Source organism: Pseudomonas putida (assembly GCA_029953615.1).
Classification (GTDB): domain Bacteria; phylum Pseudomonadota; class Gammaproteobacteria; order Pseudomonadales; family Pseudomonadaceae; genus Aquipseudomonas.
The window spans coordinates 887718-903220 of sequence record CP124529.1; the positions used below are offsets into that span (position 1 = coordinate 887718).

Genomic DNA, 15503 nt, shown 5'->3' on the forward strand with positions numbered 1-15503 from the left:
TCAAGAACCGTCGCCCCGATCGGTCCACTCTATGCCCCACGCAAGCCGCCCCAAGTCCTACAAGAGCGCGGCCCAAAAAGCCGCATCTGGTGACATCAGACCTGCCTATCCAATAACCAACAAAAAGGCGAACCCATGTCAGGTAAATTCAAAAAACAGTTGTCATTGCTGGACCTCACCTTCATCGGCCTAGGCGCCATTTTCGGCTCCGGCTGGTTGTTCGCAGCCAGCCACGTCTCGGCCATCGCAGGCCCGGCCGGCATCCTGTCCTGGTTCCTTGGCGGCTTCGCCGTACTGTTGCTGGGCATCGTCTATTGCGAACTGGGCGCTGCCCTGCCGCGTGCCGGGGGCGTGGTGCGCTACCCGGTTTACTCCCACGGCCCGCTGCTGGGCTACCTGATGGGGTTCATCACCCTGATCGCCTTTTCCAGCCTGATCGCCATCGAAGTGGTCGCGTCGCGCCAATACGCCGCCGCCTGGTTCCCCGGGCTGACCAAGGCCGGCTCCAGCGACCCGACCGTGCTCGGCTGGCTGGTGCAGTTCGCCTTGCTGGGGCTGTTCTTCTTCCTCAACTACCGCAGCGTGAAAACCTTCGCCAAGGCCAACAACCTGGTCAGCGTGTTCAAGTTCATCGTGCCGCTGCTGGTGATCGGCGTGCTGTTCACCTTCTTCAAGCCGGAAAACTTCGAGGTCCAGGGTTTTGCCCCGTTCGGTCTGTCCGGTGTTGAAATGGCGGTATCGGCCGGCGGCATCATCTTCGCCTACCTGGGCCTGACCCCGATCATTTCGGTGGCCAGCGAGGTAAAGAACCCGCAGCGCACCATCCCTATCGCGCTGATCCTCTCGGTACTGCTGTCCACCGCGATTTACGCCCTGCTGCAACTAGCCTTCCTCGGCAGCGTGCCAACCGAAATGCTGAGCAACGGCTGGGCCGCCGTGACCAAGGAACTGGCCCTGCCCTACCGTGACATCGCCCTGGCCCTGGGTGTGGGCTGGCTGGCCTATCTGGTGGTGGCCGACGCAGTGATCTCACCCAGCGGCTGCGGCAACATCTACATGAATGCCACCCCACGTGTGGTCTATGGCTGGGCGCAGACCGGCACCTTCTTCAAGTACTTCACCCGCATCGATGCCGAGTCCGGTATCCCGCGCCCGGCGCTGTGGCTGACCTTCGGCCTGTCGGTGTTCTGGACCCTGCCGTTCCCTTCGTGGGAAGCACTGATCAACGTGGTTTCCGCCGCCCTGGTACTGAGCTACGCCGTGGCCCCGGTCACCGTCGCCGCGCTGCGCCGCAACGCCCCCGACATGCCACGCCCGTTCCGGGTCAAGGGCATGGGCGTGCTCGGCCCGCTGTCGTTCATCATCGCCGCACTGATCGTGTACTGGTCGGGCTGGAACACCGTGTCGTGGCTGCTGGCCCTGCAGATCGTGATGTTCGTGCTGTACCTGCTGTGCGGTCGCTTCGTGCCGACCCGGCACCTGTCACTGACCCAGCAAGTGCGCTCGTCGGCGTGGCTGATCGGCTTCTACGCGGTGACCATCCTGCTGTCGTGGCTGGGCAGCTTCGGCGGCCTGGGAGTGCTCGGCCACCCGTTCGACACCGTGGCCGTGGCCGCCTGCGCGCTGGGCATCTACTACTGGGGCGCGGCCACCGGCGTGCCTGCGCACCTGGTGCGCCTGGAGGGTGAGGATGAAAGCGAAGCCTCCTCCGAAAGCTACCCAGGCCAGCGCCCTGCCGCCGTCGCCTCCTGACCCACTCTCGAATGGATATGCCTATGAAACACGTTCACGTCATCGACTCGCACACCGGCGGAGAACCGACCCGCCTGGTGATGAAAGGCTTCCCGCAACTGCATGGCTGCAGCATGGCCGAGCAACGTGACGAACTGCGCGAGCTGCACGACCAATGGCGCCGCGCCTGCCTGCTGGAACCACGTGGCAACGATGTGCTGGTCGGCGCGCTGTACTGCCCACCGGTATCGGCCGACGCCACGTGCGGGGTGATCTTCTTCAACAACGCCGGCTACCTGAACATGTGCGGCCACGGCACCATCGGCCTGGTCGCCTCGCTGCAGCACCTGGGCCTGATCGCACCGGGCGTGCACAAGATCGACACCCCGGTCGGCCAGGTCAGCGCCACCCTGCATGAAGACGGCGCCGTTACCGTCGGCAACGTGCCGTCCTACCGCTACCGCCAGCAAGTGCTGGTGGACGTGCCCGGCCATGGCCCGGTGCGCGGTGACATCGCCTGGGGCGGCAACTGGTTTTTCCTTGTTTCCGAACACGGCCAGCGCATCGAACTGGACAACCGCGAGGCGCTGACCGAGTACACCTGGGCGATGCTCAAGGCCCTCGAAGCCCAAGGCATCACCGGTGAAAACGGCGCTCCCATCGACCATGTCGAACTGTTCGCCGACGACGCCAATGCCGACAGCCGCAACTTCGTGATGTGCCCCGGCAAGGCCTATGACCGCTCGCCCTGCGGCACCGGCACCAGCGCCAAGCTGGCCTGCCTGGCCGCCGACGGCAAGCTCGACCAAGGCCAGACCTGGGTACAGGCCAGTATCACCGGCAGCCAGTTCCAGGGCCGCTACGAGCACGACGGCGAACTCATTCGCCCGTTCATCACCGGCCGCGCCTACATGACCGCCGACAGCACCCTGCTGATCGACGCACAGGACCCGTTCGCCTGGGGCATCTGACCCCGGCTTTTTCCATAAAAACCGAATACCGCGAGGAGTGACAACAATGACCAATATCTTCACCGGCACCATGCCCGCCCTGATGACCCCCTGCACCGCCCAGCGCAAGCCGGACTTCGACGCCCTGGTGCGCAAGGGCCGTGAACTGATCGAGGCCGGCATGAGCGCCGTGGTGTACTGCGGCTCGATGGGTGACTGGCCGCTGCTGACCGAAGCCGAGCGCCAGGAAGGCGTGGCACGCCTGGTAGCCGCCGGCATCCCGACCATCGTAGGTACCGGTGCGGTGAACACCCGTGAAGCGGTATCTCACGCCGCCCATGCGGCCAAGGTCGGTGCCGCCGGCCTGATGGTCATCCCACGCGTACTCAGCCGCGGGGCCTCGCTGATCGCCCAGAAGCACCACTTCTCGGCCATCCTGGCAGCCGCACCGAAGCTGCCGGCGGTGATCTACAACAGCCCGTACTACGGCTTTGCCACCCGCGCCGACCTGTTCTTCGAACTGCGCCGCGAGTTCCCCAACCTGATCGGCTTCAAGGAGTTTGGCGGTGGCGCCGACCTGCGCTACGCCGCCGAGCACATCACCTCCAAGGATGATGACGTGACCCTGATGGTCGGCGTCGACACCCAGGTGGTGCATGGCTTCGTCAACTGCAACGCCACCGGCGCCATCACCGGCATTGGCAACGCCCTGCCGCGTGAGGTACTGCAGCTGGTGAGCCTGAGCAAGCAGGCGGCCAAGGGTGATGCCAAGGCCCGCCGCCTGGCACGGGAACTGGAAGCGGCGCTGGCGGTGCTGTCGTCGTTCGATGAAGGCTGCGACCTGGTGCTGTATTACAAGCACCTGATGGTGCTGAACGGCGACAGCGAATACAGCCTGCACTTCAACGAGACCGATGTACTGACCGACGCCCAGCGCAACTATGCCGAGCAGCAGTACGCGCTGTTCCGCACCTGGTATGCCAGCTGGTCGGCCGAGCAGAACGTGGCCTAAGCAGCCACGGTTTTCTCTGTGGGAGCGGGCGTGCCCGCGAAGCAGGCGACTCGGTGCCTGGCACCGGCTCTGCCGGTGTTCGCGGGCTCGCCCGCTCCCACAGGGTACCTAGTACACCCTTGCAACTGCATGTGATTTCCAAGGAGGCTCCATGACCCTCACAGGCAACCTGCTGATCGGCCAGACGCCGGTAACCGGCAGCCGCGAAGCCATCCGTGCCATCGACCCGGCCACCGGCCAGGCGCTGGAACCGGCCTACCTTGGCGGCACCAGCGAACACGTGGCCCAGGCCTGCGCCCTGGCCTGGGCGGCGTTCGATGCCTACCGCGAAACTTCGCTCGAACAACGGGCACAATTCCTCGAAAGCATCGCCACGCAGATCGAAGCGCTGGGCGATGAGCTGATCGACCGCGCCGTGGCCGAAAGCGGCCTGCCCAAGGCGCGCATCCAGGGCGAGCGCGGTCGCACCTGCACCCAGCTGCGCACTTTCGCCCGCGTGGTGCGGGCCGGCGAATGGCTGGACGTGCGGGTTGACAACGCCCTGCCCGAACGCCAGCCGCTGCCACGTGCCGACCTGCGCCAACGCCAGGTGGCCCTGGGGCCGGTGGCCGTATTCGGCGCCAGCAATTTCCCTTTGGCCTTCTCGGTGGCCGGTGGCGACACTGCCTCGGCCCTGGCCGCCGGTTGCCCGGTGGTGGTCAAGGCCCATGGCGCCCACCCGGGCACCAGCGAGCTGGTTGGTCAGGCAGTGGCAAGGGCCGTGAAGCAGTGCGGCTTGCCGGCTGGTGTGTTTTCGCTGTTGTACGGTTCCGGTCGTGAAGTGGGCATTGCACTGGTCAGCGATCCGCGCATCAAGGCCGTTGGCTTTACCGGCTCGCGCAGCGGTGGCATTGCGCTGTGCCAGGCGGCCCAGGCCCGCCCGGAGCCAATCCCGGTGTACGCCGAAATGAGCTCGATCAACCCGGTCTTCCTGTTCGACACCGCCTTGCAGACCCGCGCTGAGGCACTGGCACAAGGCTTCGTCGCCTCACTGACCCAGGGTGCCGGCCAGTTCTGCACCAACCCAGGCCTGGTGATTGCCCGTCAAGGGCCGGCGTTGCAGCGTTTCATCGACGCCGCCAGCGAACACGTGCGCCAGGCTGCGGCGCAGACCATGCTCACCCCGGGCATCTTCAGTGCCTACCAGGCCGGTGTCGGCGCCTTGGCCGCAAACGCCAATGCCCAGGCTGCCGCCAGTGGCCAGGCCGGGCAAGGCCCCAACCAGTGCCAGACGCATTTGTTCGTGACCCAGGCGGAAGCGTTCCTCGCCGACCCGGCGTTGCAGGCCGAAGTCTTCGGCGCGGCGTCGCTGGTGGTGGCCTGCGTCAACGATGAGCAGGTCCGCCAGGTGGCCGAGCATCTGGAAGGCCAACTGACCGCCACCTTGCAACTGGACGATGCCGACATCGACAACGCCCGCGCCCTGCTGCCAACCCTTGAGCGCAAGGCTGGCCGCATCCTGGTCAATGGCTGGCCGACCGGTGTCGAAGTATGCGACGCGATGGTCCACGGCGGACCGTTCCCGGCCACCTCCGATGCCCGCACCACCTCGGTGGGCACGGCGGCGATCCTGCGCTTCCTGCGCCCGGTGTGCTACCAGGACTTCCCCGATGCCCTGCTGCCGCAGGCGTTGCAACACGGCAACCCGCTGCAATTGCGGCGCCTGCACGACGGTAAACGGGAAGGCTGAGCATGGTCGAAACCGCTGAAACCGATATCGCCGTGGTCGGCGCCGGCATTGTCGGCGTTGCCTGTGCGCTGCAACTGGCCCGCCAGGGCCGCCGGGTAACCCTGGTCGACCGCCAGGCACCCGGCCATGGCGCGTCCTACGGCAACGCCGGGCACCTGGCTACCGAGCAGGTATTCCCGATTGCCGACCTGTCGATTCTCAAGCGCCTGCCGCGCATGCTGCTGGACCCGATGGGCCCGCTGCGCCTGGACTGGAAGTACCTGCCCAAGGCCATGCCCTGGTTCACCCGCCTGCTGCTCAACCTGCGCCCGGGCCCGTATCAGCGCAGCGTGGCCGGCATCCGTGCCTTGAACGAGGGCAGCCTGGGTGCCTGGCAACGGTTGCTGGGTTCGATCGGGCGCAGCGAGCTGTTCCAGGAACATGGCTCGCTGCTGGTGTTCGAGCGGCCGGAGTCGCGTCAGGCCCTGGAGGCCTTGCGTGCACGCATGCAACAACAGGCGGTGGCGGTGGACGTCTGGTCGGCCGACACCGTGCTTGAAGCGGCGCCGCAACTGAGTCCGTCATTGCTGGGAGGGCTGTTCTTCCCGCGTACCGGGCATTTCATCGACCCGTACCGGGTGGTGTGCGAACTGTTCGAAGCGGCCAAGGCCAGTGGCGTGCGTTTTGTTCAGGCGCAGGTCGACGGCGGGCGGCTGCACAGCGGCGGGGTCAGCCTGGCCAGCGACCAGGGCACGCTGGAGGCCCGCCAGGTGCTGATCAGTTGTGGTGCGCATTCTGCGCGGTTGACCGGCGCGCTGACCGGCAAGCAGGTGCCCCTGGACACCGAGCGCGGCTACCACCTGATGTTGCCTGGCGAGCATCAGCGTTTGCCGTTCGCGGTCACTTCGCTTGAGCGCAAGTTCATCATGACGCCCATGGCCGAGGGCCTGCGCCTGGCCGGTACGGTGGAATTCGCCGGGCTGGATGCGCCGCCGAGCATGCAGCGCGCGTGGCAGTTACACCGGTTGAGCAAGGGGTTGTTCCGGCGGGATTTGAGTGTGGAGGGAGCGACGCCCTGGATGGGCTTCCGGCCTTCGTTGCCAGATTCGTTGCCGGTGATCGACCGGGTGTGTGATGGGCGGGTGCTGTTGGCGTTCGGGCATCAGCACCTGGGGTTGACCCAGGCGGCGGTGACGGCGGAATGGGTGGGGCGGTTGGTCGAGCGGGCCGGTGGACCGGAGATGGGGGCTTACCGGTTGGATCGGTTCTAGATTCGGGGGCCGCTGTGCGGCCCATTCGCCGGCAAGCCAGCTCCCACCTCGACCGCATAGGCCTCAAGCGGTGTGCAGTACCTGTGGGAGCTGGCTTGCCGGCGAATGGTGCTGCAAAGCAGCCCCTTTTATGCCTCAGCGATAACGCTCGAGCCAGTGAGCATACGGTGCCGGCAAGGTCCAGGAGGCCTTCTCAACCCCTAGCTCCTTGGCCGCAAAATAAGCCCAGTGCGGATCTGCCAGGTGCGCACGCCCCACCGATACCAGGTCCAGCTGGTTGGCCTGCAGCGCGGCTTCCGCCAGTTGCGGCGTACCAAAACCCCACGCCGAAGTCACCGGCAGCTTCGCCTCTCGGCGCACGCGCTCGGCAATCGGCCCCATGAACGCCGGGCCCCACGGAATATTGGTGTCGGGAATGGTAAAGCCGACACTCACGCTCAGCAGGTCGAGGCCGCCAGCCTTGAAGCGGCGCGCCAGTTCGATCGACTCTTCCAGGGTTTGCTCATCGCGGCCATCGTATTCCAGCACACCAAAACGCGCGGTCAGTGGCAGGTTCTCTGGCCACACCTCACGCACCGCTGCCAGGGTTTCCAGCAGGAAGCGGCTGCGGTTGTCGAAGCTGCCACCGTAGGCGTCGGTACGCTTGTTGGAATGCTCGGAGAAGAAGCTCTGGCCCAGATAGCCATGGGCAAAGTGCAGTTCGATCCACTCGAAACCGGCATCACGCGCACGGCGGGCAGCATCGACGAAGTCCTGCTTGACCCGGGCGATGTCGTCCAGGGTCATCTCGCGCGGCACTTGTGGCAGGTGCGCGCCGAAGGCGATGGCGGACGGGGCGATGGTTTCCCAGCCGCGGGCGTCGTCGGCGGCAATGTGATCATCACCTTCCCACGGGCGGTTGGCGCTGGCCTTACGCCCGGCATGGGCAATCTGGATACCCGGCACGGAACCTGCGGCCTTGATTGCCTGCACCACCGGTACGAAAGCCTGGGCGTGGGCATCGCTCCAGATACCGGCACAACCGGGGGTGATGCGCCCTTCCGGTGCCACTGCCGTGGCCTCGACCACCAGCAGGCCGGCACCGCCACGGGCCAGGCTGGCCAGGTGCACGTGGTGCCAGTCGTTGATCATGCCGTCCTCGGCCATGTACTGGCACATCGGCGGGATGGCAATGCGGTTGCGCAGGGTGACGTCCTTGAGGGTATAGGGTTCGAACAAGGCGGACATGGGCAAGCTCCCGAGCTGATTGATTACGATAGTTCGATCATAATCGAACTATGGCAATTAATGATAGCCCCGTTATCATGACGACCATGCGAGCCTACCCACACCCCAATCCTGAAGACCTGACCCTGGAACGTCTGCTCTATGCCCTGAGCGACCCGGTGCGCCTGGATATCGTGCGCCGCCTGGCAGGCGTGACCGAAGCCAGCTGCGGCGAGCTGGACGGCGGCCGGCCGAAGTCGAGCATGTCCCACCACTTTCGCGTGCTGCGTGATGCGGGGCTGGTGCATACCCGCAATGTGGGAACTACCCATATGAATTCGTTGCGTAGCGAGATGCTGGGGGAGCGGTTTCCCGGGTTGCTGGACTGCATTCTGCGGCAGCAATGATTTTCCTGTGCCGGCCTCTTCGCGGGTAAACCCGCTCCCACACGGACCGCGTTGGCCACAGGCTTGGCGCTATCCCTGTGGGGGCGGGTTTACCCGCGAAAGGGCCGGAACAGGCAACAAAAAAGCCACGAGGTCTCCCCCGTGGCTTCTTTCACAACGATGGCCGATTACAGCGCCATGTCATTCTCAGGCTTGCTCTCGACCGGCTGGCTCGGTGCAACCGTGGTACCGACGCTCTCGTCGATCACCGGTGGTTTCTCGAGCTGCAGCACTTCAGCGGTGTAGTTCCACTCCTTCTGGGTGGCCGCCGCCGAGTCGTTCAGCTTGGTGCCGTAGCTTGGCACGATCTGCTTGATCTTGGCCTGCCACTCAGGGGTAGCGACCTTTTCCTTGAACACGGTTTCCAGCACGTTCAGCATGATCGGTGCAGCAGTCGAAGCACCTGGCGATGCACCCAGCAGGCCGGCGATGGTGCGGTCCTCGGAAGCGACCACCTCAGTACCCAGCTTCAGCACGCCGCCCTTCTCGGCATCACGCTTGATGATCTGCACGCGCTGGCCGGCCTGCCACAGGCGCCAGTCTTCCTTCTTGGCGTTCGGGAAGTAGGTACGCAGGGCTTCGAAGCGGTCGTCGTCAGACAGCATCAGCTGGCCAGCGAGGTACTCGACCAGCGGGTACTGGTCGATACCGACCTTGGTCATCGGCCATACGTTGTGGGTGGTGGTGCTGCTCAGCAGGTCCAGGTACGAACCGTTCTTCAGGAACTTGGTCGAGAAGGTGGCGAACGGCCCAAACAGGATCACGCGCTTGCCGTCCAGCACACGGGTGTCCAGGTGCGGAACCGACATGGGCGGCGCGCCGGTCGAGGCGATGCCGTAGGCCTTGGCCATGTGCTGCATGGCAATGGTCGGGTTCTCGGTCACCAGGAACGAGCCGCCCACCGGGAAGCCTGCGTATTCCTTGGCTTCAGGAATGCCCGACTTCTGCAGCAGCTTCAATGCGCCGCCGCCGGCACCGATGAACAGGAACTTGGCGTCGGTGGCCGACTCGGTACCGTCCTTCAGGTTCTTGTACTCGACGTGCCAGGAGCCGTCCTTGTTTCGGGTGATGTCCTGCACTTCGCTGGACAGCTTCAGGTCGAAGTTGTCCTGGGTTTTCAAGTGGCCGACGAACTGGCGGGTGATCTCGCCGAAGTTGACGTCGGTGCCGATTGGCGTCCAGGTCACGGCCAGCTTCTGGTTCGGGTCGCGGCCTTCCATCATCAGCGGGACCCACTTGGCGATCTGCGCGTGGTCCTCGGAGTATTGCATCGGGCGGAACAGCGGGCTGGCCTGCAGCGCGTCGTAACGCTTCTTCAGGAACTTGATGTTGTCATCGCCCCACACGAAGCTCATGTGCGGCGTGGTGTTGATGAACGAGTGCGGGTTCTTCAGTACGCCCTGGCGAACCTGCCAGGCCCAGAACTGCCGGGAGATCTGGAAGGCTTCGTTGATTTCGATGGCCTTGCTGATGTTGACGTTGCCGTCTTTGTCTTCCGGGGTGTAGTTCAGTTCGGCCAGCGCGGAGTGGCCGGTACCGGCGTTGTTCCAGCCGTTGGAGCTTTCTTCGGCCACGCCATCCAGGCGCTCGACCATTTCCATCGACCAGCTTGGCTCCAGCTCGTGCAGCCACACGGCCAAGGTGGAGCTCATGATGCCGCCGCCGACCAGCAGCACATCTACTTTCTTGGTTTCTGCGGCGTGCGCTTGCATGACGCTTGCAGCGACAGCCAGACCCAGCAAGGTCTTGCCAGCTTTCTTGAACATTGATCGATTCCAGTCAGGAGAACAGGGGTGGGCCTGTGGCTGGCCCAGGTAAAGCGTGTTCTGCAGCGCAGGCTTGTTGTTGATCGTTATTCAGCAGCCAGAGAACCAGAAAACGACTCGGGCTTTTGTCGAATTGACCGACAAGGCTGAATCGTTTTTCCGATTGTAGCTTAAATGCCAGCACAAACAAATTACCGCCCGGAGCGTCAAGGCGACGGGTTGCCCCAGTGGCAGATTGTCACGCCGAAAAACAAAAACCCCCGGTCACGTACATGACCGGGGGCCTTGGATCACGCCGCAAGCGTCGCGATCAGGGTATCGCCAAGATTACTGCTGCTGAGGCAGTTTATCGATCGGGCCGCAGCCACCGATGATCTTGGAGATGGAAACCGAAGGGTGGAACAGGTAGTCGTAGGTGCAGTTTTTCGGCTGGTTGTAAACCTGACCAGTGCAACCCGACAGCAGGGCAACACCCGAAACGACAGCAACGGCAACGGTAGCCTTGAACAGCTTTTTCATACTAAGTCCTTTAATGAATCATCTTCGGCCATCATTCTGATGGCGGCGGGATGATACAGAACCTGGGCATTGGATCCAAGCAGCAACGTGCATTGGCTAGTTGCAGGGATGCAGTTGTAGGAGCGGCCTTGTGTCGCGATGGGCCGCAAAGCGGCCCCTGTCCTACACCTGAAGCTCAGAATAATCCCCTTCCATGTAGGCAATTTCCCAAACATACTGCCAAACCGCTCAAACTGTTGCGACGGATTGGGTCGCGCTCTAGTCTCGGCTTGTCGTTGCAAATCAACGACCGGCTTTGACAGGCCGATTACTCAAGTTTCCGTTGCAGCGCTTTATGGCAGCTGTGCATGGGGCACATTCGTGTGCGCCGGGTCCTTGGGTACCGGTCTGTCAACCCATGTATAGCTGCCTCCATTCGTTTGACAGCGTTGCCAGGCGGCTCCACTTACCCAAGGAGCTTACATGCGCAAGATGGTCCCCGATCCACCCCACTCCCTCGATTCCACCCAGGCTCTGCAAGACACCCTGGTCCAGTCCTCAGAGTACGTACTCTGCGCCCTGTTCGTGGCCCGCCAATCCGTGCAACTCAAACCCACGGCCCCAAGTTCGATCGTGATGCAGGCCGTGATCCATGAAATGGAGGCGGTACAGGGCCTGGTCGAGTCGGCATTGAATGCAATTGCGGATGCAGGTCCATTTGCCGGCTGAGCCGCGAACCTTGCACTAGCAGGCCTGGCCTCTTCGCGGGCACGCCCGCTCCCACAGGGGTAATCATTGCCCTCAGGTACTGCGCCATACCTGTGGGAGCGGGCGCGCCCGCGAAGAGGCCGGCCCAGACACCCAAGACTCCAGGGAGTAAAACAATGCCCACCGACGACACAAAGCAACCCACCACAGTCGGCAAGACCTGCTTCTACCAAGGCGAAAACAACACCCACCCGCTGTTCCGCATCGAACCTGGCATCCCCTGCCAGGACGCCCGCGAGCAGGCCTCCGAACTGATGGGCTACGTCCGCGACCTGATCATCACCGGCCTGATGGACGGCGACCAGAAGCTGATCTGGGCTTCGCACTACCTGAGTGCGATGGCCAAGGCGCTGCTGGATGATGCAGAGCTGGGGATGATGAAAAAGTAAGACACCGACAAAGCCCCTGGAAAGGTGAACATCCAGGGGTCCTATCTATCGCATTCGATGCCATGTAGTCCATTTCCCAAATCTACGCCAAACCTGCTCTAGCTATTGCCTGTGCTCAACCCGCCCGCTTAGCCTCGTCGCGCAGCACTCGGTCGCTCACTCATCGACAAGGAGTAGCCAGTAGGCTACATTAAAGGTATGCCGAATCAGATTGACACGACGCCAGAATTTGACGATTGGCTGGATGACGTCAAAGACCCGATCGGCAGAGGTGCAATCACTTCCAGAATCGCCCGAGCCGAAATTGGCAGCTTCGGCGATATCGAATCGGTAGGCGATGGTGTCAGTGAGATGCGTGTGTTTGTCGGTCCGGGATATCGAATCTACTTCGTACGAACGGGCTCGACTCGCTACCTGATGCTTTACGGCAGCAATAAAACGGATCAACACAGAGCCATCAAGCGAGCCAAGGAAATCCTTGATTCTGTAAGAGGTAAACAACGATGAGCGACAAATTCACCCCCGAGGACATGCCCATCCTTGAGCTGGACTTGAGCAATAGCAAACGGTTCGAGGCTTCCCGGTTTCTAGACAGCCCCGAAACCATCGCAGCTTTCCTGGCAGAAGCAATGAAAGCTAACGACGCTCAAATCCTGATGCATGCGTTGGGCGAAGTGGCGAAAGCCAAGGGCGTGAACCAATTTGCACAAGAGGCGGGCGTAAATCGTGAATCGCTTTACAAGACTTTGAGGGGTGGCGATAAGACACGCTTCTCAACTATTCAGAAGCTGATGCTGGCTTTGGGAGTTGAGCTGACAGTGAGGCCACTCCAGAAGCTACCAGCTTCTTCATAGGACGCCACCCAACAGGCAAGCAGAACGCCAAATCGATTGCCGGTCCAACAACGAAAAAGCCCCTGGAAACTTGCGCTTCCAAGGGCTTTATCTTGTATGGCGGAGAGATAGGGATTTGAACCCTAGGTACTGTTGCCAGTACAACGGATTTCGAATCCGTCCCGTTCGACCACTCCGGCATCTCTCCAATGCCGCGCATCATACCAGCGTTCTTTTGAAAGGCAAACCTTTTTTTCAAAAAAATCGCGTGGTATCAGGCGCTTGCGTGAACGTAGCGCTTACAGCGGCACGCCCAGGCGCTTGGCAACTTCTTCGTAGGCTTCGATCACGTCGCCCAGGCCCTGGCGGAAGCGGTCTTTGTCCATCTTCTTGCGGGTTTCTTTGTCCCACAGGCGGCAGCCGTCCGGGCTGAACTCGTCGCCCAGCACGATCTGACCGTGGAATACGCCGAACTCCAGCTTGAAGTCGACCAGCAGCAGGCCAGCGTCATCGAACAGCTTGCTCAGCACTTCGTTGACTTTCAGCGACAGCTTTTTCATTTCGGCCAGCTGCTCGGCGGTGCCCCAACCGAACGCGACAACGTGGGATTCGTTGATGAAGGGGTCGCCCTTCTCGTCGTTCTTCAGGAACAGTTCGAAGGTGGACGGCTCCAGCTTGATGCCCTCCTCCACGCCCAGGCGCTTGACCAGGCTGCCCGCAGCGTAGTTGCGCACCACGCACTCGACCGGGATCATGTCCAGCTTCTTCACCAGGCACTCGTTGTCGCCCAGCAGCTTGTCGAACTGGGTCGGCACGCCGGCTTCTTCGAGTTTCTGCATGATGAAGGCGTTGAACTTGTTGTTCACCATGCCTTTGCGGTCGAGCTGTTCGATGCGCTTGCCGTCGAACGCCGAAGTGTCGTTACGGAACAGCAGGATCAAGCGGTCGGCGTCGTCGGTCTTGTAAACCGATTTGGCCTTGCCGCGGTAGAGTTCGTCGCGTTTTTCCATGATTGGGCTCCGCTTGCTTGAGGTGTTGGGCTAGGCGATTTCGCGCCAGTCGAGCCCGTGTTCCTGATTCGCCACCTGGAGCCAGTCCGGGTCGCACCCGAGGGTGTCGACAAAGCACTGGCGAGCCAAGTGTGGCAGGTTGTTCTTGCTGCTGAGGTGGGCCAGCACCAGATGTTGCAGGTTGCTCCAGCCCAACTCGTGCACCAGGCGCGCGGCCTGGTGATTGTTCAAATGCCCTTGCATGCCACCCACCCGCTGCTTCAGGAAGGCCGGGTAGTGACCGCGTGCCAGCAGGTCGCGGCAGTGGTTGGCCTCGATCAGCAGTGCATCCAGGCCCTGGTAACGTTCCAGCAGCAGCGCGTCGTAGGAGCCCAGGTCAGTCAGCATGCCGAAGCGCCGCTGGCCATCACTGAGCACGTACTGCAGCGGCTCATAGGCGTCATGCTCGACCCGCGCCGCGGTCACTTCCAGGCCGCCGATACGCAGGCTGTCGCCACAAGCGAGAAAACCGGCCACCTCCACCGGCTTGCGCATGCCGCGCAAGGTCCCTTGGCTGAGGTAGACCGGTACATTGTAGCGCCGCGACAGCAAGCCGACCCCATGCACGTGGTCGGCATGTTCGTGGGTGACCAGTACCGCACTGAGCTGGGCCGGCGACACGCCGAGCAGCGCCAGGCGCCGCTCAGTCTCGCGCAGAGAGAACCCGCAATCGACCAGGATGAGTGTGTCACCACTGGCGATCAGCGTGCCGTTTCCCTGGCTGCCGCTTCCGAGTACCGCGAAGCGCACTTAGCCCAGGTGGTCCTGAATGGCGCTCAGCACGCGGCGGGCGACATCGGCCGGGGCCACGGTGTTGATGTTCTTCTCGACCGTGACCTGCACGCTCTCACCCACCTTGCTCAGGCGAACCTGGTAGCGCTCGGCACGGGCTTCACGCTCTTCCTTGGTCGGTTCGCTGCCGAACATGCGCCCGAAGAAGCCCGGCTGGTTCTGCTTGTCGTCAGGCTTTTCCGACAGGTTGATGTAGTACAGGCCCAGGCTGCGGTTGATGTCCTCGACACGCCACTCGCCACCCTGCTCCAAGGCACGGCCCACGCTGGACCAGGCGCGGTCCAGGTCGGCGCCCAGATACAGCACCGGGTTGCCGCTGCCGTCTTCGCTCAGGCTGACGCGGCTTGGCGCGTCGAAATCGCGATCGCGGCCAGCAGCGACACCGAACCGCCTTTCTCGGCGCTGCGGTTCATGCTGGCAAGCATTTCGTCGACCAGCAGGGCATCGGTGCCGGTGTTGCTGGAGGTGGACGGGAAATCGGGCTCGGTAGTGCTGCCGGCCGGGCGCTCGACGCTGACCACGTACACCTCGGAGGTGTTGCGCTGCACGCCAGGCTCCATGCGCACACGCACGCGCACTTCGCTGTCAGCGCTGCTGGCAGTGCTGGCCAGGCGCTGGCCGAGCGATGCCGACAGTTCGTCGAAACGCTGCCAGGTGGTGTTGAACTCACCGGTCTGCGGGCGCTCTTCGGCAATGCGGAAGCCGTTGTCCTCGAAGAACTGGCGAGCCACCGGCCATACTTCGGCCGGCGAATGCTGGGCCAGCACCCAACGGCTGCTGCCGCTGCGCTGCAGGCTGTAGTCGGTAACCTGGGCGGCGCCACCGGTCATCGGTTGCGGGCGCGGCACCTCGAACTCGCCGGTGGCGCCGTCGTCGGCGACGTTACGCGGAATCGGCAGCAGCGGATCCAGGCGCTTGACGTTGCTGGCGTCCGGCGGCAGCTGCATCGGCGCAGTCGGGCGCGCCTGCAGGTAATCGCTGCCGCGGTCGCGGAAATAGCCATCCTCGCCCCACAGCCAGCCACACCCACTGGTGCTGGAAATGATCAGGGCAAGGGCGGAAAGACCAGCCAGTCGCTTCATGC

General features: G+C 63.1%; 14 protein-coding genes, 1 tRNA gene and 2 pseudogenes. 10 read left to right on the plus strand and 7 right to left on the minus strand.

All coding sequences use genetic code 11. The features are described from left to right. Positions 1 to 135 precede the first annotated feature (135 nt). The 5 genes from QIY50_04055 (at position 136) to QIY50_04075 (ending at position 6672) form a co-directional block, all read left to right on the plus strand. The gene (locus tag QIY50_04055) at positions 136 to 1752 is read left to right on the plus strand and encodes an APC family permease (protein ID WGV21437.1); all 1617 of its coding nucleotides are present in this window, start codon (positions 136 to 138) and stop codon (positions 1750 to 1752) included. A gap of 23 nt (positions 1753 to 1775) precedes the next feature. Continuing rightward, positions 1776 to 2702 carry a 4-hydroxyproline epimerase gene (locus QIY50_04060; GenBank protein WGV21438.1) on the plus strand — a complete coding sequence of 309 codons (927 nt, stop codon included), beginning with the start codon at positions 1776 to 1778 and terminating at the stop codon, positions 2700 to 2702. 46 nt (positions 2703 to 2748) lie between these two features. Beyond that, complete coding sequence (locus tag QIY50_04065) at positions 2749 to 3693, plus strand: dihydrodipicolinate synthase family protein (GenBank protein WGV21439.1); 945 nt, start codon at positions 2749 to 2751, stop codon at positions 3691 to 3693. Positions 3694 to 3844: 151 nt separating this feature from the next. Next, positions 3845 to 5422, plus strand: coding sequence for an aldehyde dehydrogenase (NADP(+)) (locus QIY50_04070; protein ID WGV21440.1), 1578 nt, complete (start codon positions 3845 to 3847; stop codon positions 5420 to 5422). Between the two features lie 2 nt (positions 5423 to 5424). Then, a complete protein-coding gene (locus QIY50_04075; GenBank protein ID WGV21441.1) occupies positions 5425 to 6672 on the plus strand; it encodes an FAD-dependent oxidoreductase in 1248 nt (415 codons plus the stop codon). A 135-nt stretch (positions 6673 to 6807) separates the two neighbouring features. Here QIY50_04075 and xenA read toward each other — a convergent pair whose 3' ends face one another. After that, positions 6808 to 7899 (minus strand): xenobiotic reductase XenA, encoded by a 1092-nt coding sequence (gene xenA, locus QIY50_04080; protein ID WGV21442.1) that lies wholly within the window; start codon positions 7897 to 7899, stop codon positions 6808 to 6810. Between the two features lie 50 nt (positions 7900 to 7949). Here xenA and QIY50_04085 point away from each other — a divergent pair, with 50 nt between their 5' ends. Further along, complete coding sequence (locus QIY50_04085; GenBank protein WGV21443.1) at positions 7950 to 8285, plus strand: helix-turn-helix domain-containing protein; 336 nt, start codon at positions 7950 to 7952, stop codon at positions 8283 to 8285. A gap of 167 nt (positions 8286 to 8452) precedes the next feature. Here the strand turns inward: QIY50_04085 and mqo are convergent, their stop codons facing one another. Together mqo and QIY50_04095 are read right to left on the minus strand one after the other, a co-directional pair. Beyond that, on the minus strand, positions 8453 to 10090 hold the full coding sequence (gene mqo, locus QIY50_04090; GenBank protein ID WGV21444.1) for a malate dehydrogenase (quinone): 1638 nt from the start codon (positions 10088 to 10090) through the stop codon (positions 8453 to 8455). A 327-nt stretch (positions 10091 to 10417) separates the two neighbouring features. Next, positions 10418 to 10609 (minus strand): YhfL family protein, encoded by a 192-nt coding sequence (locus tag QIY50_04095; protein WGV21445.1) that lies wholly within the window; start codon positions 10607 to 10609, stop codon positions 10418 to 10420. Positions 10610 to 11071: 462 nt separating this feature from the next. Between QIY50_04095 and QIY50_04100 the strand changes: the two are divergent. The 4 genes and pseudogenes from QIY50_04100 (at position 11072) to QIY50_04115 (ending at position 12599) form a co-directional block, all read left to right on the plus strand. After that, positions 11072 to 11336: pseudogene (locus QIY50_04100) on the plus strand (hypothetical protein). Positions 11337 to 11472: 136 nt separating this feature from the next. Beyond that, entirely contained in the window at positions 11473 to 11745 is a 273-nt protein-coding gene (locus QIY50_04105) for a DUF3077 domain-containing protein (GenBank protein ID WGV21446.1), read from the plus strand. 198 nt (positions 11746 to 11943) lie between these two features. Continuing rightward, positions 11944 to 12252 carry a type II toxin-antitoxin system RelE/ParE family toxin gene (locus tag QIY50_04110; GenBank protein WGV21447.1) on the plus strand — a complete coding sequence of 103 codons (309 nt, stop codon included), beginning with the start codon at positions 11944 to 11946 and terminating at the stop codon, positions 12250 to 12252. Continuing rightward, positions 12249 to 12599 carry a putative addiction module antidote protein gene (locus tag QIY50_04115; GenBank protein ID WGV21448.1) on the plus strand — a complete coding sequence of 117 codons (351 nt, stop codon included), beginning with the start codon at positions 12249 to 12251 and terminating at the stop codon, positions 12597 to 12599. The genes QIY50_04110 and QIY50_04115 overlap by 4 nt, the downstream gene beginning before the upstream one ends. Before the next feature lie 97 nt (positions 12600 to 12696). On the opposite strand, the gene QIY50_04120 is transcribed toward QIY50_04115, so the two are convergent. The 4 genes and pseudogenes from QIY50_04120 to bamC all read right to left on the minus strand — a co-directional run bounded on the left by QIY50_04120 (position 12697) and on the right by bamC (position 15501). Next, a tRNA-Ser gene (locus QIY50_04120) sits at positions 12697 to 12786 on the minus strand. Between the two features lie 91 nt (positions 12787 to 12877). After that, positions 12878 to 13588 carry a phosphoribosylaminoimidazolesuccinocarboxamide synthase gene (locus QIY50_04125; GenBank protein ID WGV21449.1) on the minus strand — a complete coding sequence of 237 codons (711 nt, stop codon included), beginning with the start codon at positions 13586 to 13588 and terminating at the stop codon, positions 12878 to 12880. Positions 13589 to 13618: 30 nt separating this feature from the next. Further along, positions 13619 to 14377 carry an MBL fold metallo-hydrolase gene (locus tag QIY50_04130; protein WGV21450.1) on the minus strand — a complete coding sequence of 253 codons (759 nt, stop codon included), beginning with the start codon at positions 14375 to 14377 and terminating at the stop codon, positions 13619 to 13621. Beyond that, positions 14378 to 15501, minus strand: a pseudogene (bamC, locus tag QIY50_04135) (outer membrane protein assembly factor BamC). Positions 15502 to 15503 lie beyond the last annotated feature (2 nt).